Raw genomic sequence first — 22,888 nt, 5'->3', positions numbered from 1 at the left:
GTGGCCGCCAAGCCCGTGGCCCCGCGCGCCAAGCGCCTCGTCGTGCTGGTCTCCGGATCCGGCACCAACCTCCAGGCGCTGCTCGACGAGATCGCCGCCACCGGCGCGCAGGAGTACGGGGCCGAGGTCGTCGCCGTCGGCGCCGACCGCGAGGGCATCGAAGGGCTGGCCCGCGCCGAGCGCGCCGGGCTGCCGACCTTCGTGTGCAAGGTCAAGGACTACGGCAGCCGCGAGGAGTGGGACGCCGCCCTCGCCGAGGCCGTCGCCGCCCACGAGCCCGACCTCGTCGTCTCCGCCGGGTTCATGAAGATCGTCGGCAAGGAGTTCCTGGCCCGGTTCGGCGGGCGGTTCGTCAACACGCACCCCGCCCTGCTGCCCAGTTTCCCGGGAGCCCACGGCGTACGGGACGCGCTCGCGTACGGCGCCAAGGTCACCGGCTGCACCGTCCACTTCGTCGACGACGGCGTCGACACCGGCCCGATCATCGCGCAGGGCGTGGTGGAGGTCCGGGACGAGGACGACGAAGGCGCTCTGCACGAGCGCATCAAGGAAGTCGAGCGAAGGCTGCTCGTCGAGGTCGTGGGGCGGCTCGCCCGCAACGGCTATCGCATTGAGGGACGAAAGGTAGTTATCCAGTGACCGCCGAGAGCAACAAGCGGCCCCTTCGCCGGGCGCTCGTCAGCGTCTACGACAAGACCGGTCTCGAGGACCTCGCGCGCGGGCTCCACGAGGCCGGGGTCGAGCTCGTCTCCACCGGTTCCACCGCCGCGAAGATCGCCGCTGCCGGCGTCCCCGTCACCAAGGTCGAGGAACTCACCGGCTTCCCCGAGTGCCTGGACGGCCGCGTGAAGACGCTGCACCCGCGCGTGCACGCCGGCATCCTCGCCGACCTGCGGCTGGAGGACCACCAGCGGCAGCTCGCCGAGCTGGGTGTCGAGCCGTTCGACCTCGTCGTCGTCAACCTCTACCCGTTCCGCGAGACCGTGGCCTCCGGCGCCTCGCCCGACGAGTGCGTGGAGCAGATCGACATCGGCGGTCCGTCGATGGTCCGCGCCGCCGCCAAGAACCACCCCTCGGTCGCGGTCGTCACCAGCCCGGCCCGGTACGCCGACGTGCTCAAGGCCGTCCAGAACGGCGGCTTCGACCTCGCCACCCGCAAGCGGCTCGCCGCGGAGGCCTTCCAGCACACGGCCGCCTACGACGTCGCCGTCGCCTCCTGGTTCGCCTCCTCCTACGCCCCGGTCGACGAGTCGCGGTTCCCCGACTTCCTCGGCGCCACCTGGGAGCGTGAGCACACCCTGCGCTACGGCGAGAACCCGCACCAGCCCGCCGCGCTCTACGTCTCCCCGGAGGGCGGCGGTCTCGCCCAGGCCGAGCAGCTGCACGGCAAGGAGATGTCGTACAACAACTACACGGACACGGACGCCGCCCGCCGTGCCGCGTACGACCACGCCGAGCCCTGTGTCGCGATCATCAAGCACGCCAACCCCTGCGGCATCGCGATCGGCGCGGACGTCGCCGAGGCGCACCGCAAGGCGCACGCCTGCGACCCGCTGTCGGCGTTCGGCGGTGTGATCGCGGTCAACCGCCCGGTCAGCAAGGAGATGGCCGAGCAGGTCGCGGAGATCTTCACCGAGGTCATCGTCGCGCCCGGCTACGAGGACGGCGCCCTGGAGGCGCTCACCAAGAAGAAGAACATCCGCGTGCTGCGCTGCGCCGACGGCCCCTCCGCCCCGGTCGAGGTCAAGCCGATCGACGGGGGCGCGCTGCTCCAGGTCACCGACCGGCTCCAGGCCGACGGCGACGACCCGGCCAACTGGACGCTGGCCACCGGTGAGGCGCTGGACGAGGCCGCGCTGGCCGAGCTGGCCTTCGCCTGGAAGGCCTGCCGCGCGGTGAAGTCCAACGCGATCCTGCTCGCCAAGGACGGCGCCTCGGTCGGTGTCGGCATGGGGCAGGTCAACCGGGTGGACTCCGCGAAGCTGGCCGTCGAGCGGGCGGGCGCCGAGCGCGCGGCGGGCTCCTACGCCGCCTCCGACGCGTTCTTCCCCTTCCCGGACGGCCTGGAGATCCTCACCGAGGCCGGGGTGAAGGCCGTGGTCCAGCCCGGCGGTTCGGTCCGTGACGAGTTGGTCGTCGAGGCCGCGCGGAAGGCCGGCGTCACGATGTACTTCACCGGGACGCGGCACTTCTTCCACTGACACGGGTGTCGGAGCGGGACGGCGACGCATCGCCGTCCCGCTCCGCCCGTCTCAGCCGTCGACCTCGTACCGCCCGACCTCCAGGAAGTACCGCAGCTCCTCCGGGGTGCCGTCGATCGCGTCCTCGGCGGCCGCGCGGAGCGTCGGGCTGATGGTCGGGTCGGCCAGGATGCGGGCGATGGCGACGCGGTCGTCCTCGGCCTGGGCGAGGCGGTGGCCGGTCTCCAGGAAGGCGCGCAGGGCTTCCGGGGTGTTCGCGTCGAGGGCCTTGGTGGCCTCCCTCTTGACGCCGCGGCCGGAGTCCGGGTCGGCCAGGATGCGGGCGATGGCGACCCGGTCGTCCTCGGCCTGGGCGAGGCGGTAGCCCGTCTTCAGGAACTCCCGCATGTCCTCCACGGTGCCGTCGAGCGCCTCGTTGGCCTCGCGTACGACGCCACGGCCGCTGTCCTCGTCCGCCAGGATGCGCAGGATCGCGATGCGGAGGTCGTCCTCGGACATCTCGTCCACCGGCGTGCCGTCCGTCTGCGCGACCGCGGCCGCGGCCACCGGGACGGACGTGGAAGCCGGGACGGCGGCGGAGGCCGGGGCGGTGAGCAGCAGGGCCGGGGTCAGCGCGCCGGCGGCGACGAGCAGGGCACCGCGGGTGAGTCTCATGCGTCAACGTTCCTCTCGGTCAAGGGAATCGAGAGCATGTTCGCATGTCGCGGTCCGGGCGGTGGCTCATTTACGGCAGCGGCGAGCGGCCCCTCACTGTGAACTGCGCAGTGCCGCCCAGGTCTTGGGCCCGACCTGGCCGTCCACCTCCAGCCCCTTGTCCCGTTGGAAGGCCCGTACCGCCGCCGCTGTGTCCTTGCCGAACGAGCCGTCCACGCCCGAGCCGCCCACGCCGTAGCCGCGCTCGGTCAGCATGCACTGCACCTGCACCACACGTTGGCCGCGGTCGCCCCGCCGGGTGAGTTCGGTGCCGGAGTAGTAGGTGCAGTCGGTGAGCCACGGGGGCTCGGCCGGGGTGGTAGGCCTCTGTGAGGGTGGTGTCGAGGGGGAGGGACGGGGTTGCGTCGTCCGCGGTGCGGGAGGCGGGGTGGGACGGGCCTCGCCCCGGGGCTTCTCGTCCGGGCTGGGCGTCGTGGTGTCCGGGCGCTCGGGGGGCTTCGGCTTCCCGGTCGGGGAAGAAGTGCTCGGGACGGTGAACCCCGGCAGGCTGGTGTGGTCGTCGCCCGGGCCGGACGCACTGGCGGTCGCGGCGGCCGATCCGGTGCCGTCGGCTGCGGGCGCCGGGCGCGTGACCACGTAGGCGGCGACGGCGACGGCGCACACCGTGAGGACGGCGACGAGGGCCGCGTACGGCTTCCCGCGCCGCCGGGCCGGAGTACCGCCCGCGGGCGTGTCCGACGCGGGCCCGAAACCCGGCACTGCCGCGGGCTGACCCGCCGCCGGCCCCAAGCCCGACCCCACCGCCGGCTGACCCGCCGCCCCTCCGAGGCCCGGCCCCTGGCCCACCGCCTGCCGTGCCTCCGGCCGCGGTAACGGGCTCTCCCACAGCGTCTCGCAGGCCCGCTGCCGGGTGAGGAGGCGGGTCGCCAACGGCTCCTGCCAGACAGTGGACCGGGGCTGGGACAGGGACGCCTCGACCAGGTCCTCCGGCGTCGGGCGGTGGGACGGGTCTTTGGAGAGGCAGGCCGTCAGGAGGTCGGACAGGGCCGGGTCGGCCGCCCGGAGCCCGGCCATGACCTCCGCGTTGGGCTCCTCCGACGCGATGCGGTGCAGGACGTCCACGCCGGTGCCGTCACCGAAGGGGGCGTGCCCGGTGACCGCGTGGACGACGGTGCTCGCGCAGCAGAACACGTCCGATGCCGTGTCGCAGCGACCGTCCTTGAGGTACTCGGGGGACATGAAGGCGGGCGTGCCGACGCGGTTGCCGGTCGTGGTGATCGCGCTGGCGTCGACGGCCTGCGCGATGCCGAAGTCGACGACGTGGGCGCCCTGCCGGGTCAGCAGGACGTTCGACGGTTTGAGGTCCCGGTGCACGATGCCGGTCGCGGCCAGCGCGCCGAGCGCCCGCCCGAGATCACCGACCAGCCGCCACGCCCCGTCCGGCCGCAGCACCCCGCACTCGCGCACCGCCTCCGCGAGGTTGAGGCCGGGTAAGTAGACCGTCGCCATCCACAGCGTGTCCGTGGCGGGTTCGAATCCCGTGCCCAGCAGCTCCGGGGTGTAGGGCGCGCCCACGCGCGCGTGCACGGTGGCCTCCCGCTCGAACCGCCGCCGGAAGTCCGCGTTCTCGGCGTACTCGGGGCGGATGACCTTCACCGCCGCGAGCCCGGGCGTCCCGTCCGCATGCCGCGCCAGGTAGACCCTGCCCATGCCGCCGCTGCCGAGCAGGCCGAGGGAAAGGTAGGGCCCGATGCGGCCGGGGTCGGCGGGGCGGAGCGGGCCGACGCCGGCCTGCGGCAGCGCGGTGCCGCCGTACACCGGTGTGTACGGCGACCCGGTTGGCTGGTCTGTCATGGGTCCCCCGACCTGCTTTCCTTCGCAACGTGCTCTCATGCCACGCCAGTCGGCGGATGAGAGGCTATCGTCCCGGCCCCGGGGGTGCCTCTGGTCTTTCGTCAAGCGAGGTGTCGGGTTCTGGGTTCGTGGAAGGACCGGTACCGGAGGCCAGGTGGATGGCGGTGGGGAAGCTGGTGTCGTCGCCGACGGTGACAAGCAAGGCGGCGGCGGTCCTGACCGCGACTCCGGAATCGAGGTCAGGACCGCGGATCCTGGTCAGCCGATGAAGCTACCGGGCAGGCAGCTGCGCCCGGGGTCGCCGTTCCGGTAGAAGTACCAGTCCATCGCCTTGCGGGTGTCAGGGCCGTAGACCCCGTCCACCTTGATCCTCGCGTCCCTTTGCACCGCCTCGACGGCCTCACGTGTCTTGTCCCCGTAGACGCCGTCGATCCCGCCGGTACTCAGGTTGTGGCAGTGGACCAGGTTGAACTGCAGTTCCTTGACGGCCGAGCTCTCGTTGCCGTACTGCAGGATGCAGTTCCTGGTGCCGTTGCCCTTGTAATACGGCTGATTGACGGTGTCCGTCCCGCCGGCCTTCACCCGCGTGACGCCGTTGCACGTCGGATACGAGGCGGCGGACGTGGTCGGTGCGGCAGCGATCATGCCGCCCACGAGACTGGCCGTGAGGACTCCTGCGAAAACGGCTGCCCTGGTGCGGAGCGGGCGATTCTGGATCATGTGGCTCTCCCTATGCTGTGCGGGTTTCTTCTGACTTGTCCGCGCCGCAATCATGGTCAGGGGAAGCGGTGTGGTGAACCTGAAATGTTTCAGGGCCGTCAGGCGAGAGGCTCGCCTCGCACCACATGAGTCCCTCTGCCCGACCCTTCACCACGGCGTCAGGACATCCACCACCGCCGTGAACGACGAGCAACTGTCGATCAGCTCGTGCGAGCGCGGCGCGTACGTGCCCGCCAGGTTGCCCATGCTGTTCACCGCGCTGCACCCGGTGCGCTGCGCCAAGCGGCGGCGGTCCGCGTCCGCGGGGGAGGAGTCGGTGCCCCGGAAGTAGGCGACGGCGCTCTCTTCCCGGGTGTCGTCGATGTTGTTGAAGATCGAGCGCACCGGGGCGCCGTCGGCCCAGCCGCAGGTGTCCTTGCCCGACTGCCAGTCCCGGTCGTCACCCTGCCAGACGCACAGGTCGCCGTTGCCGTTGTGCTCACTGAAGAAGCAGACACTGTCCTCCGGGCAGCGGTGATAGCCGTAGATGACCTCGCCGCGGGAGTTCCTGGGGAACGCCAGGTCTCTGGGCAGGGCCGCGTACACCGGCGTTCCGTCGTCCGTCGTCACGTGACGGTAGGCCGAGACCGTAGACGTCGTCGTGGTGAGCAGGGCCAACGTGAGCGTCGCCGTGAGTATGGGGCGTCGCTGCCAGAAGCGGGGGCGCAGCCGGGGCAGCCGGGCCGGCGTGGCGACGTCCGCGGCCTTTGCCACACGTGGGAGCAGCGCCGCCGCGGTGGTGCGCTCGGCGTGTGTGCGGGCCAGGCAATCGGTGATGATCTCCCGCCAGCCGTCGGGGAGTTCGGGGGACAGACGCAGTTCGTCCGTGCCGCCTGCGTAGCGCGTCGCCGCGTCGATACGCCCCTCCGTCGTGCCGCCCGGCAGCGGAAACTCTCCCGTCAGGACGACATGGGCGAGAACGCCGAAGGCCCAGACGTCGGCGGTCGGGCGGATACGCGTGCCGCGCTCGTCGACCTCCGGCCACAGTAGTTCGGGCGGGGTGTAGTCGGGCGTGGCGAAGGCGGGGGCGTAGGCGTGGGTGCCTTCCAGTTCTGCGGCCATGTTGAAGTCGGCGAGCCGTACCGAACCGTCCTTCATGAGCAGGACGTTGGCCGGTTTCAGGTCACCGTGGATCCAGCCCGCGTGGTGCAGCTGGTACAGGCCCTCGCAGATCTGGGCCAGCAGGGCCGGGCCCGACTGCGGTGTCGGGTCGTGTGCCAGTACGGCGTCCAGGGAGGTCTCGGCCCGCTCCAGGACGATGACGGTGGCGCCGTCCAGCTCCGGGTGGTCCGGGTCGTCGACCGTCAGCGTCTCGTGCATGCGGATGAGGCGGGGGGTTTGCAGCCGGCCCAGCACCTCCACCTCACGTTCGGCCAGTTCGCGCAGATGACGCAGCTGGCGTGGGGTGCGGGTGCCGGTCGGCAGGAACTTCAGGGCGGCCCGGCGGGGCAGGGCCGGATCCGCCTCGCCGGTCGGCCTGCCCGCGTACACGGTCGCGAAGGCACCCGAGCCGAGAGGCTCCCGCACCTCCCAGTGGTCCACGCGGTAGCCCTGCGGTACGGGCACCGCGTGCGGCTGCTGTCCGGACACGTTGTGCACGGATCCGTCCCCTCCCCCGATCGATGAGGACCACCCTCCCCTCGCCAACGAAGGGCGGAGCGAGGGCGTTCCAGAGAGCGGCCTGGCCGTCGACCTCGTACTGCCCCACGAGGATGCGGGCGACGCGGACGCGGTCGTCCTCGGCGACGGTCAGGCGGCAACCGGTCGCCGGGAAGGCGCGCAGGACTTCCGGGGTGTCGGTGTCGAGGGCCTCGTTGGCCTCCCTGATGACCGCCTCGACGGTCTTCGGGTGGGCGGTGGCGGACGAGGGGGACGACTCGGCGGCGAGGGCCGGGCCGGCCAGCACGAGCCGGGGGGCCAGAGCGACGGGTGTCACGAGGGTCAGGGCGGTACGGGCTGGTCTCACCGTCCTTTCCGCACCCACCCTGAAACTCTTGAGGGTCACACCGTGCCTCCTCCGTGTGACTCTGCGCATGGCAAACACGACCCGAGGGGGAGCACATGGTTTTTCTCAGGAAGCGTTCACGGGCAGTAGCGGCGGTCCTGGGCGCCGCCATGGTGACCACACTGGGACTGGCGGCATCACCGGCCTCGGCGAAGGTGTCCGACGGGTGGATACGGGGGTACGGCAAGTTCTCCGACGACTGGGACGACGAGGGTGAGCTGTCCCACACGTCGCCCTGGCGAAGCTCCAACGCGACGTGCCTGTGGCAGCGCATCCTGTGGGCGGAGGGAGCCTACGCAACGAACTACGACAACAAGATCTTCGAAAAGGAGCACATCGACGGGGACTTCGGGTGGCGCACGCTCTATTCGACAATCGACCTGCAGAAGAAGCTGGGGGAAACCGCGGACGGCATCGTGGGCGAGAAGACCTTCAGCCGGGTCAATAAGCACATGTACAAGATCGGTGGGTCGACCGACAGCGAGAGGACCCTGTATCTGCGGTACGAGGGCAAGAAGCACACCTTCGATCTGCGCCGCAACACCGAGGGGAAGTACGTCTTCCCGGACCGCAAGGGCGACTCGCGTCAGGCGGGGTACAAGTACCACTCCTGCGGCTGACAGGCAGGCGCGCGGGCCGTGAGGGAAGGTCAGACCTCGTCGGCCTTCCGCAGCGCGCTCCACGTCCGCGCGCCCACCACCCCGTCCGCCTCCAGGCCCTCCCGCTTCTGGAACGTCACCACGGCTCCCTGCGTCAGCGGCCCGAAGTCGCCGTCGATCTCGCCGACTTCGACGATGCCGTGCAGGTACCGGAGCAGGCACTGGGCCTCGCGGACCTGGCTGCCGCCGTCGCCCCGCTTGATCGTGAAGTCCCAGGAATCGCTCTGTCCGGCGGTGTAGCCGCGGCCGAACTCCTCGTCTTCGTAGACCGCCGGCTTCTCACAGCTCGGCGGTGCCGCAGCGGCAGGTGGCTCGCCGCGCAGGGCGTACGTCACCGCCGTCGCGCCCAGCACCACCGCGACCGCAAGGGCCGCGACCAGCACCCGGCGGCGCCACCGACGGGGTCGTAGCCTCGGCAGCCGGGCGGAGGGGGAGGCGCCCGCGGCCTCTTCCACGCGGCGCAGAAGGGCTTCGGTGTCGGGGACTCGGGCGAGGCGTGCCGTGTGCGTGGGGGCCAGACAGTCCCGGACGATTTCCCGCCAGGCGTCCGGGAGTTCGGGCGACAGGCGCAGCTCCTCGGTGCCGCGCGCGTACCGGGTCGCCGCGTCCGTGCGGGCCTCCGTGCTGCCGCCCGGCAGCGGGAAGGAACCGGTCAGGGCGACATGGGCGAGGACGCCGAAGGCCCAGACGTCGGCGGTCTGGCGGATGCGCGTGCCGCGCTCGTCGACCTCCGGCCACAGCAGCTCCGGTGGGGTGTAGTCGGGCGTCGCGAAGGCGGGGGCGTAGGCGTGTGTGCCCTCCAGTTCGGCGGCCATGTTGAAGTCGGCCAGCCGTACTGATCCGCCTTCCAGCAGCAGCACGTTGGCGGGCTTCAGATCCCCGTGCACCCAGCCCGCGTGATGCAGCTGGTGCAGGCCCTCGCAGATCTGGGTCAGCAGCGCCGGGGCCGACTCCGGTGTCGGGTCGAGTTCCAGTACGTCGCCCAGGGAGCCCTCGGCCAGTTCCAGTACGAGCACGGTGGCGCCGTCCAGCTCCGGGTGGTCCGGGTCGTCGACCGTCAGGGTGTCGTACATCCGGATCAGGCGCGGTGCGCGCAGCCGGCCCAGCAACTCCACCTCGCGCTCGGCCAGTTCCCGCAGATGCCGTAGCTGGCGCGGGGTGCGGGTACCGGTGGGCAGGAACTTCAGGGCCGCCCGAGCGGGCAGCTGCGGGTCCCCCTCCTTGGCGAGCCGTGCCGCGTACACGGTGGCGAAGGCGCCGGAGGCAAGGGGCTCGCGTACCTCCCACGAGCCGACCCGGTAGCCCTTCGGGACGGGAACGGCGTAGGACCGGCCGGTCATCGCAGCGTCTCGGCCACGGGGGCCGCCAGCACCGTCAGATCGTCCTCGCGGACCAGGTCGAAGCGGAGCGCGAGGGAGACCAGGGACTCCTTCTTGCCGTTTACGCGCCGGCCGGGCTCGGCGGTGCCGGGGCCCGGGCGCAGCCGCAGTTTGAGGGCGAGGTAGTCGATGTTCCAGTACACGGCGGACCGGCTGACTGTCGGCCAGACGTCCCGCAGCCGCTCCACCAGTTCCTCCACCGCGGGCAGCGGCGCGTGCGGCTCGCCGCGCAGCCGGGGCTCGCACAGGGCGGCCAGTACCGCGAAGTACCTGCTGGTGCGGTCCAGGGCGAACGCCGGTGCCGTGACGGGACCGGGCAGGCCCTGGCGGTCGGCGCTGCGGAAGGCGTGGCGCGGGGCCCAGACATCGAAGGTGAGCAGATCGCCCGCGGCGGGCAGGACCACCCGCGCGAACTCGAACGGCACGGGCGCCTCAAGACGCCCCGGCGCGATCTTGAGGTGTTCTCCGGCGCCCTCGGGGTTCTCCACCACATAGGTCTGGTGCTCGCTGAGGTTGCTCAGCAGCCAGAAGGACCGGTGGGCCGTGATCTCCCCGGCGACCCGGGGCACCCCTTCGTGCGCGATGGCCAGACCGCCGTCCGGCGCGGCCCTGCCGAACGAGAGCCGCTCACCGGCGGCGATGCGTACCTGGGTGTCCACACTGCCGCAGTCCGGCGGCACGACGATGACGCTGTACATGGACCTGTCCCCCTCAAGATCCCCAGTTCAACGTTCAACAGGGGAAAGGGTAAGGGAGACCTGATTGCGCGAGCGAAGCTTTGGGACAGCATGGCGCGTCGCGGCCTCCGGCCCTCCCCCGAGGGAGCCGGAAGCCGCGACGCGGGCGAAGCCGGGCCGCGACGGCCCTGTTGCCGCGGACGCGCCCGTCGGCGTCAGGGCGACGGCGCCCGTGGCGAGTACGGCCGCCGCGCCCTGCGAGGCGAGCATGCCTTCATGGTCGAGTCCGTCCGGTCTTGCACCCCCGTTGGTGGACAGGACCACCATGGCGCCGGCCGCCCGCGCGCAGTACCTCAGAACTCTCAGGGTCACCCCGTCCGGGGCGGGGTGTACTCCTCCAGGTAGTGAGCGACACGGTCGGTGTAGTCACGGTCCTGCGGCGTGTACTCCTTGAGGAAGTGGGCGACACGGGTGGCGTAGACGCGGTTCGCCGGGGGAACACCGCCCGCTTCGTTCACCTTCCTGTACGACGTCCGGTAGGCGGCGGCGAGCAGGACCCGGCGGTCTCCGGACAGGTCGTCCCGCAACCGCGGCTCGATGAAGCACAGATAGCGGCCCACGGCCGGAATGGACTCGGAGGGGCTGAGGGGCGGACTCGGGGTCTCCTTCGCGGGGACGCCGTCGTCACGGATCCACCAGCGCAGGACGGCAGGAGTCCAGCGGGCGATGCCGTACTCGTCCTTCGCGGGATCGGAGAGATCGGGGTCGAAGTCGCTCTCGGCCTTCAGCAGCGCGGCGATCAGCGCGGGAGTGACCTCCGGCTGGACGCAGTCGTGGGCGGAGTCCACGATCAGCCGGCGGTACGCCGCCGGAATGCCCTTGTCGGTACGGAGTTCGTCGGCGCCGTAGCTCGCGGGCGTCACCTTCTCGCTCTCGCCGCCCGAGCCCCCGGCGTCCGCCCAGTTGCTGACGCCGTAGCCGAGGACGGAGGCGACGACGGCCAGCGCCGTGGCCAGGATCCCCGTACGGCGGGAACGGCGGCGCGGGAGCAGCCGCCGGGGCAGCCGGGGGGAGCGGCCGGTGCCCGCAGCCGCCTCGACCCGGCGCAGCAGGTCGTCGCTGGGGATCCGGTCGGCGTGGGTACGGGTCAGGCAGTCCCGCACGATCTCCCGCCATGTGTCCGGGAGCGCGGGCGACAGGCGCAGTTCGTCGGTGCCGCGGGCGTAGGCCGCCGCCGCGTCGCGGCGGGCCGTCGGGGTGGCGCCGGGCAGCGGGAAGGAGTCGGTGAGGACGAGGTGGGCGAGGACGCCGAAGGCCCAGACATCGGCGGACGGGCGGATGCGGCGGCCGCGTTCGCCGATCTCGGTCCACAGCAGTTCCGGCGGGGTGTAGTCGGGCGTCGAGAAGGCCGGGGTGTAGGCGTGGGTGCCCTCCAGCTCGGCGGCCATGTTGAAGTCGGCGAGGCGGACCGAACCGTCCGCCATCAGCAGCACGTTGGCCGGCTTGAGGTCGCCGTGGACCCAGCCCGCCCCGTGCAGCTGGGCCAGCCCCTCGCAGATCTGCGCGAGCAGCGCGGGACCGGCGGCGGGGCGGGGTGCGGCGGTGAGCAGCGCGGACAGGGAGCCCTGTGCCCGCTCCAGGACGAGGACGGTGGCGCCGTCCAGCTCCGGGCGGTCCGGGTCGTCGACCGTCAGCGTCTCGTACATCCGCACCAGCCGCGGATGCCGCAGCCGCCGGTACAGCTCGACCTCCCGCTCGATCAGCTCGCGCAGGTGGCTCAGCCGGCGGGGCGTCGCCGTGCCGGTGGGCAGGAACTTCAGGGCCGCCGTCCGGGGCAGCTCCGGCTCGCCCGCCCGGGGCCGGGAGCGGCCCTCCCGCCGCGCGGCGGCGTCACCGGCACTCCGGTCCGCGTCGCCGACGCGCCGGGCGGCGTACACACTGCCGAAGGCACCGGTCGCGATGGGCTCGCGCACCTCCCAGACGCCGACCCGGTAGCCCTTCGGCACGGGCACGGCGTAGGGCTCGGTCACCGGGTCACCCGGCCCGGCGGGGCGGCCAGGACGGCGAGGTCGTCCTCCCGGACCAGGTCGAAGCGGAGCGCCAGGGAGACCAGGGACTCCTTCTTGCCGTTGAGCCGCGGGCCCGTGTCCGCGCTCTCCGGGCCCGGCTTCAGGCGCAGCTTCACGGCGAGGTAGTCGATGTTCCACTGCACGGACGTGCGGGACGCGGCCGGCCAGGTGGGGCGCAGGCGGTCGGCGACCTGGTCGACGGTGGGCAGCGGCGCGTGCGGGGTGCCGCGCAGGCGCGGTTCGCACAGGGCGGCCAGGACCGCGAAGTACCGCTTGGTGCGGTCGACGGAGAAGGCCGGCGCGGTCGTGGCGCCGTCGAGGCCGCCCGTGCCGCTCAGGTAGTCGTGGCGCGGCGCCCACACCTCCAGGGGCAGCAGGTCCCCGGCGGCGGGCAGCACGATCCGCGAGAACTCGAAGGGGATGGGGGCGTCCAGCCGCCCGGGCGCGACCTTGACGTGTTCGCCCGCGCCCTCCGGGTTCTCCACGACGTACGTCTGTTCGCGGCTGAGGTTGCTCAGGATCCAGAAGGCGCCCTGCGCGGTGATCTCACCGGCCCGGCGGGAGACTCCGTCGTGGGCGATGCGCAGGTCGTTGTCGTGCGGGGACCGGCCGAAGGTGAGGCGTTCGCCGGGCGCGAGCCTGATCTGGGTGCGGTTTCGCTCGTCCTCCGTGGTCGGCGGAGGTACCACGATGATGCTGTACAAGGTGCTCTCCCCGTGCCTGACAGCTACCACCGTCAGACTAGGGCGACGCACCAGGGCCGTGCCCCCCTCGTACGGGTGAGACACGGCCCTTGGGTGTGATTGGCGCGAACCGGTCCGGTCGACCGGGTCCGCTCAGTACTTGGGGCGGTTGAACCAGGCCTTGCCGTTCGCGTTGCCGACGAACACCGCGACCAGGATGGCCAGGACGGTGTGCACCAGGCCCACGAGGATGAACGGGTAGATGCCGAGGACGGCGGTGATGATGGCGAAGACCAGGATGGTGATCCGGGCGCCGTTGCCGCCGTTCTTGAACTTCGTCGCCAGCACGGCCGCGAACACCAGCCAGGCCAGGCCGAACGCCACGTAGCCCCAGATCACGCCGGTCGACTGGCCGACCAGGTCCTGGAAGGCGGTGTTGTCCTTGAGGGACTCGTCGTCCTTCGCGGCGTTGAGGGCCGCGGCGGCGAAGGCGAAGAAGCCCACGCCGAGGACCTGCAGACCGACGATCACCCACATCATCACGCGGGCCGCGCTCACCGAGCCGGGCATCGTGGTCGGCGCCGGGGGGCCGCCGTAGGGGGAGACCGGAGGTGCCTGCGGGTAGCCGTAACCGGGCGCCTGCCCCTGCTGCTGCGGGTAGCCGTAGCCCGGCTGCTGCGGCTGCTGCCCCTGGGGAGCGCCGTAGGGATTGTTCGGGTCGCCGTAGCTCATGGCGGACTTTCCTCCGTTGTTCCGAGTGCGGGGACGACGCGTGGCATCCGCGCGGAGGAGAGTTCTTCAGCTGGTGACCGTCCCCCCGTTGAGCTGCCCGCGGCACTTGTCAGGTCATCGTTCTTCACCACTGAGTGGCTTGTCCAGCCGCATTCCCGATGTGTTGTGCAAGTGCAACATCCTTGATCATGAGCGGATACGGGCGGAGGAGCCCCGCGGTGCCCGGATTGCGGCCGGATTGGAACCACGGGCGGGTCATCCGCGAGGATGGGGCCATGACCGCCCAGATTCTCGATGGCAAGGCCACCGCAGCCGCGATCAAGTCCGATCTGACCGCCCGCGTGGCGGCGCTGAAGGAGAAGGGCGTCACGCCCGGCCTCGGCACGATCCTCGTCGGGGACGACCCCGGCAGCCAGAAGTACGTCGCCGGCAAGCACCGCGACTGCGCGCAGGTCGGCATCGCCTCCATCCAGCGGGAGCTGCCCGCCACCGCCACGCAGGAGGAGATCGAGGCGGTCGTGCGCGAGCTGAACGAGGACCCGGCCTGCACCGGGTACATCGTGCAACTGCCGCTTCCCAAGGGCATCGACGAGAACCGCATCCTGGAGCTGATGGACCCGGACAAGGACGCGGACGGCCTGCACCCGATGAACCTCGGGCGCCTCGTCCTCAACGAGCCGGCGCCGCTGCCCTGCACCCCGAACGGCGTGCTCACGCTGCTGCGCCGCTACGGCGTCGAGATCAAGGGCGCCGAGGTCGTCGTCGTCGGCCGCGGTGTCACCATCGGCCGCCCGATGCCGCTGCTGCTCACGCGCCGCAGCGAGAACGCGACCGTGACCCAGTGCCACACCGGCACCCGCGACCTGTCGGCGCACCTGAAGCGCGCGGACATCATCGTCGCCGCGGCCGGTTCCGCCCATCTGATCCGCGCCGAGGACGTCAAGCCGGGCGCGGCCGTCCTCGACGTCGGCGTCTCCCGCAGCGCCGAGGGCAAGATCGTGGGCGACGTCCACCCCGACGTGGCCGAGGTCGCCGGCTTCATCTCCCCGAACCCCGGTGGGGTCGGCCCGATGACCCGCGCCCAGCTGCTCGTCAACGTGGTCGAGGCGGCGGAGCGCAGTGTCGGCTGAGCCCCACGCCTCCCGCGGGCAGGAGACGTCCGAGGACATCACCGTCCGGGACCCCGTCAGCGCGCCCGACGCCCAGGGGCGACCGCGGCGGGTCACCCGGCGGTTCCCGCTGTTCACCAAGGACACCGCGCGGCCCGAGGGCGGTGGCCGGGCCGCCTCCGGGGACGCGCCCGCGCCGGCGCGGCAGTGGCCGGTCCTCGCCGTGCTCGGGCTGGCCGGAGCGGGCCTGCTGGTGACCGCGTTCGACCAGTTCCGGCTCGGGACGCTGCTGATCGGCATCGCCCTACTGGGCGGCGGCGCGCTGCGCTGGCTGCTGCCCGACGTGGGCATGCTCGCCGTCCGCTCCCGCTTCACGGACATCGTCACGTACGGGGTGCTGGGCCTGGTGATCGTCATGCTGGCGCTGATGGCGCAGCCGGACCCGTGGCTGCGGATCCCGTTCCTGAAGGACACGCTGCACTTCACGGTCACCAGCGAGTGACGTGAACGGCGGCCCGCCCTCTCCCCCGAGGAAGGACGGGCCGCCGCCACGACCCACCCTCGTGCACGGCGAACTGCCTGTTCAACGGCTGTCAGAGCGCTGTGGCACGGAAGTGACGGTTCCGGTACGTCCTGCTTCCGATTTCGCACGAACTGGTGCAACACCGGGGTTGGCGTGGACAATCGGGACGGTCCAGGGTGTATCGCGCGCGGGCCCTGTGCTCCTGTGCGCCCCCGGTCGGGGGAACTGAGATCCTGAGTGGGCGCATCCCTGTGGGTAGCCACAACGGGGACTCGGCCAAGGCCGCCACGCGCGGGGCGAACAGCGCGGGACATAACAGCACGAACCGGGGGGAAGAGGGGGGAAGCAATGCCTCGTTGGAGGGCCTTGCCGGATGAGCTCGATCCACAGATCAGGGAGTTCACCAGCCAGTTGCGCAGACTCGTGGACCGCAGCGGTCTGAGTATCGCGTCGGTGGCGGACCGCACGGGCTACAGCAAGACGTCGTGGGAGCGTTATCTGAACGGCCGGCTGCTCGCGCCCAAGGGCGCGATCGTCGCCCTGGCCGAGGTCACCGGGACCAACCCGGTGCACCTGACGACCATGTGGGAGCTCGCCGAGCGCGCCTGGAGCCGCTCGGAGATGCGGCACGACATGACGATGGAGGCCATCCGGATCTCCCAGGCGCGCGCCGCGCTGGGGGAGTTCGGCGGCCAGGACTTCGGCGGCTCCGCGGCCGACGGCAAGACGGCCGCCGGCGGCAGGACGGCCCGCCGGAGCGGCAGCGCCACGGTCACGCCGGGCATCGCGGGCCCGGCCGGAGTGGCCCCGACCGTGCCGCCGCAGCCGACGGCACCCGAGGTCCAGGACTCCACCACCGGCTCCGGCGTGCGGGAGGACGGCGGCCGGGGCGGCGCGAGCGACGTCAACTCGTGGGGCATCGCCGGGTACAAGGGCCCCTCGCCGACGGGCGGACGCCCCGCCGGCACCGGATCCACGCCCGGTTCGGGCCCCGGAAGCCCCGCCGGCACCGGATTCCGGCCCGGCCCGGGCTCCGGAGCCCACGCCGGATCGTCTGCCGGATCGCCCGGTGGAACCGCCCGGACGCCGGCCGTCGGGGCCGGTCCGTACGGCGAGCCCCCGCGGGACGCCGTGCCCGGCCGCGCCGGCCGTGGCGGCTCCGCCGCCGGCAAGCGGCGGACCGGGACGTTCCTCGCGGGTGTCGTCGGCGTGCTCGTGGTGATCGCCGGCGCCTTCTACCTCGCCGGCGGTGGCGACGACGAGAACAAGGGCAAGGCCAAGCCGCCCGCGCCGACCGCCAGCACCGACCCCGACCTGCCGCCCGGCGTGAAGTGCAGCGGCGACAGCTGCACCGGCAAGGACGCGGAGAGCATGGGATGCAGTGGTGACCTGGTGACCACGGCCCAGACCGCCACCGTCGGCACGACCGTCGTCGAGGTCCGCTACAGCGAGACCTGCAAGGCGGCCTGGGGCCGTATCACCCAGGCGGCGCAGGGCGACGAGGTGGAGGTCAGCGCGGGCAAGGCGAAGCAGGGCGGCAGCATCACGACGGCCGGGGACACGATCGCGTACACCCCGATGGTCGCCGTGAAGAGCGCCGTCGACGCCAAGGCCTGCGCCACGCTCGCCTCCGGACAGCAGGGCTGCACCGAGTAGCCCGCGCCACCCCACTAGCCACTCCAAGTGGGCGGCCGAAAAAGAATTTCCGAGAGGGAGGCATGCCCGCGGGAATCGCGGGCACGCGAACGGTACCCCCACGGGATTCCGGCACGATCGGTTCCCCCCAGGCGGCCGCCTCGTCCCTCTCTCCCGGACGGGCGGCCGCCTTTTGCGCGCGCGGCATCGGAGGGTGTTGTGGGGTGGGCCACACCGACCCGGCCGTCCGGGATCCCGGATGCGCGATAGCCTGACCGCTGGATCGATCTCTTGACGCCGAGAGATCGATCAAACGTCCGGGGCAGGAACCCGGCCCCACCGCCAGCTGTCATACGGAGAACGCCATGACCCGCACTCCCGTGAACGTCACCGTCACCGGCGCGGCCGGCCAGATCGGTTACGCCCTGCTCTTCCGCATCGCCTCCGGTCAGCTGCTCGGCGCGGACGTGCCGGTGAAGCTGCGCCTCCTGGAGATCACGCCGGCGCTGAAGGCGGCCGAGGGCACGGCCATGGAGCTGGACGACTGCGCGTTCCCGCTCCTGCAGGGCATCGACATCACGGACGACCCGAACGTCGCCTTCGACGGCGCCAACGTCGGTCTGCTCGTCGGCGCCCGCCCCCGCACCAAGGGCATGGAGCGCGGTGACCTGCTGGAGGCCAACGGCGGCATCTTCAAGCCGCAGGGCCAGGCCATCAACGCGCACGCCGCGGACGACATCAAGGTCCTGGTCGTCGGCAACCCGGCCAACACCAACGCCCTGATCGCCCAGGCCGCCGCGCCGGACGTACCGGCCGAGCGGTTCACGGCCATGACCCGCCTGGACCACAACCGCGCCCTGACCCAGCTGTCGAAGAAGACCGGCACCCCGGTCTCCGAGATCAAGAAGCTGACGATCTGGGGCAACCACTCCGCCACCCAGTACCCGGACATCTTCCACGCCACGGTCGCCGGCAAGAACGCCGCCGAGGTCGTCAACGACGAGAAGTGGCTGGCCGAGGACTTCATCCCGACCGTCGCCAAGCGCGGGGCCGCCATCATCGAGGCCCGTGGCGCCTCGTCGGCCGCGTCCGCCGCGAACGCCGCCATCGACCACGTCTACTCCTGGGTCAACGGCACCGCCGAGGGCGACTGGGTCTCCATGGGCATCCCGTCGGACGGCTCCTACGGCGTCCCGGAGGGCCTGATCTCCTCCTTCCCCGTCACCTGCAAGGACGGCAAGTACGAGATCGTCCAGGGCCTGGAGATCAACGAGTTCTCCCGCGCCCGGATCGACGCCTCCGTCAAGGAGCTCGAGGAGGAGCGCGAGGCGGTCCGCGGCCTCGGCCTCATCTGACAGCCGGTTCTCGCTGTCGGCCCCGTACCGGTTCCTCCGGTGCGGGGCCGCCCGCGTTCAGGGGGCCAGCCGCTTCTCGAACCAGTGCTGGCCGTAGACGTGGTCGGTGTACGCCGGGATCTCCCGGTAGCCGCCCGCCCGGTACATCGCCCGCGCCTCGGTGAGCACGGCGTGCGTGTCGAGCCGTACGACGCTCCAGCCGCGGCGCAGGGACTCCCGCTCGATCGCCGCGAGCAGCCGACGGGCGAGGCCGAGGCGGCGGGCGTCCGGGTGCACCCACACATGGCGGATCTCGCCCACGCCGGGCTCCAGCCGCCGCAGCGCCCCGCAGCCCACCGGCCGGCCCTCCTCGTACGCCACGAAGAACGCGCCCGCCTGCCCCGAGACCTGCTCGGGCCGGACCAGGTCCGCCTTGTCGAAGCCCTCGGGGAAGCGGGCGTCGAGGTCGGCGGCGTAGGCGTCGAGGCAGGCGCGGGCGTCCGGGGCGTGGCCGTCGACCGGCTCGACGGTGATGGCCGCGAGGCGCAGCAGCCGCCGGGCGGTGGCCAGCGCGTCGGTGAGCTGCTGCCGCTGGGGTGCGGTCAGGCCCGTCAGCACGTCCGAGGCGAGGGTGTCGGCGCGGCGGTTCTGCTCCGTGACCTCGACGCGGCCGGCCGGGGTCAGTTCGATCATGCGCAGCCGGTTGTCGTCCGGGTGGGTGCGCAGCCGGACCATGCCCTGGGCCTGGAGGGCCTTGGTCATCCGGCTGAGGTACCCGGCGTCCAGGCCGAGCCGGCTCCGGAGTTCGCGCAGGGAGACGCCGGCCGGGCTCTCGGCGATCTCGAACAGCAGCCGGGCCTCGCCGAGCGGGCGGTCCTGGCCGAGGTAGTGGTCGTTCAGCACACCGATCCGGCGTGTGAAGTAGCGGTTGAACCGGCGGAAGGCCGCCACCTGCTCGGTCGACACTGACTCCATAATTCTTTGACTTTAGTCAAAGGACTTCCCCGCGTCGACCGAACGCGTCGGCCGGATGTGCTGAGCTCCCGGCCCGTTGTCAGACCCGGGCTCTGGCCTTCGGGCATGACTCAGGACACGGAAGCGGTGCCGCTGGAGCCGCCGGCCGGCTCGCCGCGTTCACCGCGAGGGACGGGCGGTCCCCGAGTGTGCGGCGGCTGCTGGTCGACCTGATCGAGGAGTACGCGCGGCACGTCGGGCACGCCGACCTCATCCGCGAGGTGATCGACGGACGGGTGGGGGAGGGCCCGCCGGACGGCTTCCGGCCTTGGGTGATCTGGCGTCCCGGCCCTGATCGGCGGGTGGTTTGCCCCTGATTGTCCACATCTCCCGTGACACAGCGCACTTTCGGCCACGGATCGCGCATGCATCCGGGGGCGCAGGGCAGGCGCACTCGGTCTTGGTGACACGTGTGTGACACAGAGGCGCTGATCAGGAACGGAAGGCGAAAAGCGATCATGGCGGAAAGTACCGAGCTTCAGGCGCGCGAAACCATCCACGCGGGAGGGGAGTGGCGTGCGGCCGTCTCCGGCGCCACGCGCGAGATCCTCGACCCCGCGGACGCCCTGCCGTTCGCCGTGGTCGCGGAGGGCGACGAGAAGGACACCGATCTGGCGATCGCCGCCGCCCGCCGGGCGTTCGACGAGGGGCCGTGGCCGCACACCCCCGTCACCGAGCGGGCCGCGCTGCTGCGCCGCGTCGCCGACCTGCTCGTGCGGGACCGGGAGAAGCTGGGCCGGCTGGAGGCCCAGGACGCGGGCAAGACCGTCGAGGAGGGCCGCGTCGACATCGACTGTGTCGCCGACGCCTTCCGCTACTTCGCCGACCTGGTGGCGGGCGAGGCCCCCGGCCGGGTCGTGGACGCCGGCTCGCCCGACATCCACAGCGTCGTCGTGCACGAGCCCATCGGCGTCTGCGCGATGATCACGCCCTGGAACTACCCGCTGCTCCAGGCCAGCTGGAAGATCGCCCCGGCTCTCGCCGCCGGCAACACCTTCGTCATCAAGCCCAGCGAGATCACGCCGATGACGACGATCGCGCTGATCGACCTGCTCGTCGAGGCCGGACTGCCCGCCGGGGTCGCCAACATCGTCACCGGCCCAGGCCACTCGGTCGGCGCCCGGCTCTCCGAGCACCCCGACATCGACCTGGTCTCCTTCACCGGCGGCCTGGTCAGCGGCACCAAGGTGGCCCAGGCCGCAGCGCCCACCGTCAAGAAGGTCGCCCTCGAACTCGGCGGCAAGAACCCCAACGTCGTCTTCGCCGACGCCTGCGCCACCGAGGAGGGCTTCGACACCGCCGTCGACCAGGCCCTCAACGCCGCCTTCATCCACAGCGGCCAGGTCTGTTCGGCCGGCGCCCGCCTCATCATCGAGGAGTCGGTGCGGGACCGCTTCGTGGCCGAACTCGCCCGGCGCGCCGAGAAGATCCGCCTCGGCCGCGGCACCGAGGAGGGCGTCGAGTGCGGCCCGCTCGTTTCCGAGCAGCAGCGCGCCAAGGTCGAGATGTACGTCGAGTCCGCCCTCAAGGAGGGCGCGGTCCTGCGCTCCGGCGGCAAGCGCCCCGAGCCGTCCCCGGAGCGCCCGGAGAACGGCTACTTCTACGAGCCGACCGTCCTCGACCACTGCCACCGCGAGATGCGCGTCGTGCGGGAGGAGGTCTTCGGGCCGGTCCTCACCGTCGAGACCTTCCGCACCGAGGACGAGGCCGTCGCCCTCGCCAACGACACGGAGTACGGCCTCGCGGGCGGCGTCTGGACCGCCGACCCGGGCCGCGCCCGCCGCGTCGCCGGACGGCTGCGCCACGGCACGATCTGGATCAACGACTTCCACCCCTACCTGCCGCAGGCGGAATGGGGCGGCTTCGGCAAGAGCGGAGTGGGCCGCGAACTCGGCCCGGCCGGACTCGCCGAGTACCGAGAGACCAAGCACGTCTACCAGAACCTCGCCCCGAAGCCGGTGCGCTGGTTCGCGGGCTGACCTCCCCCCACCCTTCGAGCCCGACCACTTCCCCCCGGTCCACCCCCACTGGAGCAAGCACGCCATGTCCCACGCCAGTCATGAGTACGACTATGTCGTGATAGGCGGCGGAACCGCCGGTTCCGTCATCGCCTCCCGTCTCACCGAGAACCCCGATGTCACCGTCGCCGTCATCGAGGGCGGCCCCAGCGACGTGGGCCGCGACGACGTGCTGACCCTGCGCCGCTGGATGGGCCTGCTCGGCGGTGAACTCGACTACGACTACCCCACCACCGAACAGCCACGCGGAAACTCGCACATCCGGCACAGCCGGGCCCGCGTGCTGGGCGGCTGCTCCTCGCACAACACCCTGATCGCCTTCAAGCCGCTGCCCGCCGACTGGGACGAGTGGGAGGCCGCCGGCGCCAAGGGCTGGGGCGCGGTGCAGATGGAGGCGTACTTCGCCCGGCTGCTCAACAACATCGTCCCGGTCGACGAGAAGGACCGGAACGCCATCGCCCGCGACTTCGTCGACGCCGCCCAGGAGGCGCTCGGCGTGCCGCGCGTCGACGGCTTCAACAAGAAGCCCTTCACCGAGGGCGTCGGCTTCTTCGACCTCGCCTACCACCCCGAGAACAACAAGCGGTCCTCGGCGTCGGTGGCGTATCTGCACCCGGTGATGGACGAGCGGCCCAACCTGACGATCCTGCTGGAGACCTGGGCGTACAAGCTCCAGCTGGACGGCAACCGCGCCGAGGGCGTGCACGTGCGCACCAAGGACGGCGAGGAGATCCTCGTCAAGGCCCGCAACGAGGTCCTGCTGTGCGCCGGCGCCGTCGACTCGCCCCGGCTGCTGATGCACTCCGGCATCGGCCCCAAGGCCGACCTGGAGAAGCTCGGCATCCCCGTCACGCACGACCTGCCGGGCGTCGGCGAGAACCTCCTCGACCACCCCGAGTCGGTCATCGTCTGGGAGACCAACGGCCCCATCCCGGAGAACTCCGCGATGGACTCCGACGCGGGCCTGTTCGTGCGGCGCGACCCCGAACTGCCGCACCCCGACCTGATGTTCCACTTCTACCAGATCCCCTTCACGGACAACCCGGAGCGACTGGGCTACCGGCGGCCGGAGTTCGGCGTCTCCATGACCCCGAACATCCCCAAGCCCAAGAGCCGCGGCCGGCTCTACCTGACCAGCGCCGACCCCGAGGTCAAGCCCGCCCTGGACTTCCGCTACTTCACCGACGAGGACGACTACGACGGCAGGACCCTCGTCGACGGCATCAAGATCGCCCGCGAGATCGCCAAGACCGAGCCGCTGGCCGGCTGGCTCAAGCGCGAGGTGGCCCCCGGCCCGGACGTCACCGGTGACGAGGAGCTCAGCGAGTACGCCCGCAAGGTCGCGCACACCGTCTACCACCCGGCCGGCACCTGCAAGATGGGCGCCGCCGACGACCAGCTGGCCGTCGTCGACCCCGAGCTGCGCATCCGCGGCCTCGAAGGCATCCGCATCGCCGACGCCTCCGTGTTCCCCACCATGACCACGGTGAACCCGATGATCGGCGTGCTCATGGTCGGGGAGAAGGCCGCCGAGCTGATCGGTGGTGGTGCCAAGTGACCGCGACCCTCGAACCCCCGACGGA

The 22,888-nt window shown here is 71.7% G+C and carries 19 protein-coding genes and 1 pseudogene; 10 read left to right on the top strand and 10 right to left on the bottom strand.

The window, feature by feature from the left end; all coding sequences use genetic code 11:
• Both purN and purH read left to right on the top strand, forming a co-directional pair.
• Entirely contained in the window at nucleotides 1-639 is a 639-nt protein-coding gene (purN, locus tag ABZ386_RS40095) for a phosphoribosylglycinamide formyltransferase (protein WP_114254859.1), read from the top strand.
• A complete protein-coding gene (purH, locus tag ABZ386_RS40090; protein ID WP_358968395.1) occupies nucleotides 636-2,201 on the top strand; it encodes a bifunctional phosphoribosylaminoimidazolecarboxamide formyltransferase/IMP cyclohydrolase in 1,566 nt (521 codons plus the stop codon). Before purN ends, purH begins: the two co-directional genes overlap by 4 nt.
• Before the next feature lie 51 nt (nucleotides 2,202-2,252).
• On the opposite strand, the gene ABZ386_RS40085 is transcribed toward purH, so the two are convergent.
• The 4 genes from ABZ386_RS40085 to ABZ386_RS40070 all read right to left on the bottom strand — a co-directional run bounded on the left by ABZ386_RS40085 (nucleotide 2,253) and on the right by ABZ386_RS40070 (nucleotide 7,058).
• Nucleotides 2,253-2,855 (bottom strand): ALF repeat-containing protein, encoded by a 603-nt coding sequence (locus ABZ386_RS40085; protein WP_358968392.1) that lies wholly within the window; start codon nucleotides 2,853-2,855, stop codon nucleotides 2,253-2,255.
• A 93-nt stretch (nucleotides 2,856-2,948) separates the two neighbouring features.
• On the bottom strand, nucleotides 2,949-4,709 hold the full coding sequence (locus tag ABZ386_RS40080; protein WP_355718826.1) for a serine/threonine-protein kinase: 1,761 nt from the start codon (nucleotides 4,707-4,709) through the stop codon (nucleotides 2,949-2,951).
• Nucleotides 4,710-4,967: 258 nt separating this feature from the next.
• On the bottom strand, nucleotides 4,968-5,429 hold the full coding sequence (locus ABZ386_RS40075) for a peptidoglycan-binding domain-containing protein (RefSeq protein ID WP_351337355.1): 462 nt from the start codon (nucleotides 5,427-5,429) through the stop codon (nucleotides 4,968-4,970).
• Between the two features lie 147 nt (nucleotides 5,430-5,576).
• A complete protein-coding gene (locus tag ABZ386_RS40070) occupies nucleotides 5,577-7,058 on the bottom strand; it encodes a serine/threonine-protein kinase (RefSeq protein ID WP_358968407.1) in 1,482 nt (493 codons plus the stop codon).
• 525 nt (nucleotides 7,059-7,583) lie between these two features.
• Here ABZ386_RS40070 and ABZ386_RS40065 point away from each other — a divergent pair.
• Nucleotides 7,584-8,093, top strand: a complete 510-nt coding sequence (locus ABZ386_RS40065) for a Tat pathway signal protein (protein WP_351337352.1) — start codon at nucleotides 7,584-7,586, stop codon at nucleotides 8,091-8,093.
• A gap of 29 nt (nucleotides 8,094-8,122) precedes the next feature.
• Here the strand turns inward: ABZ386_RS40065 and ABZ386_RS40060 are convergent, their stop codons facing one another.
• The 5 genes from ABZ386_RS40060 to ABZ386_RS40040 all read right to left on the bottom strand — a co-directional run bounded on the left by ABZ386_RS40060 (nucleotide 8,123) and on the right by ABZ386_RS40040 (nucleotide 13,672).
• Nucleotides 8,123-9,472, bottom strand: coding sequence for a serine/threonine-protein kinase (locus tag ABZ386_RS40060; RefSeq protein WP_351337349.1), 1,350 nt, complete (start codon nucleotides 9,470-9,472; stop codon nucleotides 8,123-8,125).
• Nucleotides 9,469-10,209 (bottom strand): FHA domain-containing protein, encoded by a 741-nt coding sequence (locus ABZ386_RS40055; RefSeq protein ID WP_351337346.1) that lies wholly within the window; start codon nucleotides 10,207-10,209, stop codon nucleotides 9,469-9,471. The genes ABZ386_RS40060 and ABZ386_RS40055 overlap by 4 nt, the downstream gene beginning before the upstream one ends.
• A gap of 347 nt (nucleotides 10,210-10,556) precedes the next feature.
• Nucleotides 10,557-12,218 carry a protein kinase gene (locus ABZ386_RS40050; protein ID WP_356501482.1) on the bottom strand — a complete coding sequence of 554 codons (1,662 nt, stop codon included), beginning with the start codon at nucleotides 12,216-12,218 and terminating at the stop codon, nucleotides 10,557-10,559.
• The gene (locus ABZ386_RS40045; RefSeq protein ID WP_351337342.1) at nucleotides 12,215-12,961 is read right to left on the bottom strand and encodes an FHA domain-containing protein; all 747 of its coding nucleotides are present in this window, start codon (nucleotides 12,959-12,961) and stop codon (nucleotides 12,215-12,217) included. The genes ABZ386_RS40050 and ABZ386_RS40045 overlap by 4 nt, the downstream gene beginning before the upstream one ends.
• A gap of 132 nt (nucleotides 12,962-13,093) precedes the next feature.
• On the bottom strand, nucleotides 13,094-13,672 hold the full coding sequence (locus ABZ386_RS40040; RefSeq protein ID WP_351337339.1) for a hypothetical protein: 579 nt from the start codon (nucleotides 13,670-13,672) through the stop codon (nucleotides 13,094-13,096).
• A 275-nt stretch (nucleotides 13,673-13,947) separates the two neighbouring features.
• Between ABZ386_RS40040 and ABZ386_RS40035 the strand changes: the two genes are divergently transcribed.
• The 4 genes from ABZ386_RS40035 (at nucleotide 13,948) to ABZ386_RS40020 (ending at nucleotide 18,294) form a co-directional block, all read left to right on the top strand.
• Nucleotides 13,948-14,802 carry a bifunctional methylenetetrahydrofolate dehydrogenase/methenyltetrahydrofolate cyclohydrolase gene (locus tag ABZ386_RS40035; RefSeq protein WP_356501484.1) on the top strand — a complete coding sequence of 285 codons (855 nt, stop codon included), beginning with the start codon at nucleotides 13,948-13,950 and terminating at the stop codon, nucleotides 14,800-14,802.
• A complete protein-coding gene (locus tag ABZ386_RS40030; RefSeq protein WP_351337333.1) occupies nucleotides 14,792-15,283 on the top strand; it encodes a DUF3017 domain-containing protein in 492 nt (163 codons plus the stop codon). The genes ABZ386_RS40035 and ABZ386_RS40030 overlap by 11 nt, the downstream gene beginning before the upstream one ends.
• 387 nt (nucleotides 15,284-15,670) lie before the next feature.
• The gene (locus ABZ386_RS40025; RefSeq protein WP_356501486.1) at nucleotides 15,671-16,960 is read left to right on the top strand and encodes a DUF2690 domain-containing protein; all 1,290 of its coding nucleotides are present in this window, start codon (nucleotides 15,671-15,673) and stop codon (nucleotides 16,958-16,960) included.
• Nucleotides 16,961-17,304: 344 nt separating this feature from the next.
• Nucleotides 17,305-18,294 carry a malate dehydrogenase gene (locus tag ABZ386_RS40020; RefSeq protein WP_031119905.1) on the top strand — a complete coding sequence of 330 codons (990 nt, stop codon included), beginning with the start codon at nucleotides 17,305-17,307 and terminating at the stop codon, nucleotides 18,292-18,294.
• Nucleotides 18,295-18,351: 57 nt separating this feature from the next.
• On the opposite strand, the gene ABZ386_RS40015 is transcribed toward ABZ386_RS40020, so the two are convergent.
• Nucleotides 18,352-19,248 (bottom strand): GNAT family N-acetyltransferase, encoded by an 897-nt coding sequence (locus tag ABZ386_RS40015; protein WP_356501488.1) that lies wholly within the window; start codon nucleotides 19,246-19,248, stop codon nucleotides 18,352-18,354.
• A gap of 173 nt (nucleotides 19,249-19,421) precedes the next feature.
• Here ABZ386_RS40015 and ABZ386_RS40010 point away from each other — a divergent pair.
• From ABZ386_RS40010 to ABZ386_RS40000, 3 genes and pseudogenes are all read left to right on the top strand, one after another.
• A pseudogene (locus ABZ386_RS40010) lies at nucleotides 19,422-19,604 on the top strand (DUF664 domain-containing protein); the annotation flags it as partial.
• Nucleotides 19,605-19,745: 141 nt separating this feature from the next.
• Nucleotides 19,746-21,266, top strand: a complete 1,521-nt coding sequence (locus tag ABZ386_RS40005) for an aldehyde dehydrogenase family protein (RefSeq protein ID WP_356501490.1) — start codon at nucleotides 19,746-19,748, stop codon at nucleotides 21,264-21,266.
• A 64-nt stretch (nucleotides 21,267-21,330) separates the two neighbouring features.
• A complete protein-coding gene (locus tag ABZ386_RS40000; protein ID WP_351337320.1) occupies nucleotides 21,331-22,863 on the top strand; it encodes a GMC oxidoreductase in 1,533 nt (510 codons plus the stop codon).
• Nucleotides 22,864-22,888 lie beyond the last annotated feature (25 nt).

Source organism: Streptomyces sp. NPDC006140 (assembly GCF_040628815.1).
Taxonomy (GTDB): Bacteria; Actinomycetota; Actinomycetes; order Streptomycetales; family Streptomycetaceae; genus Streptomyces.
This window is presented reverse-complemented; position numbering and strand designations above follow the sequence as displayed.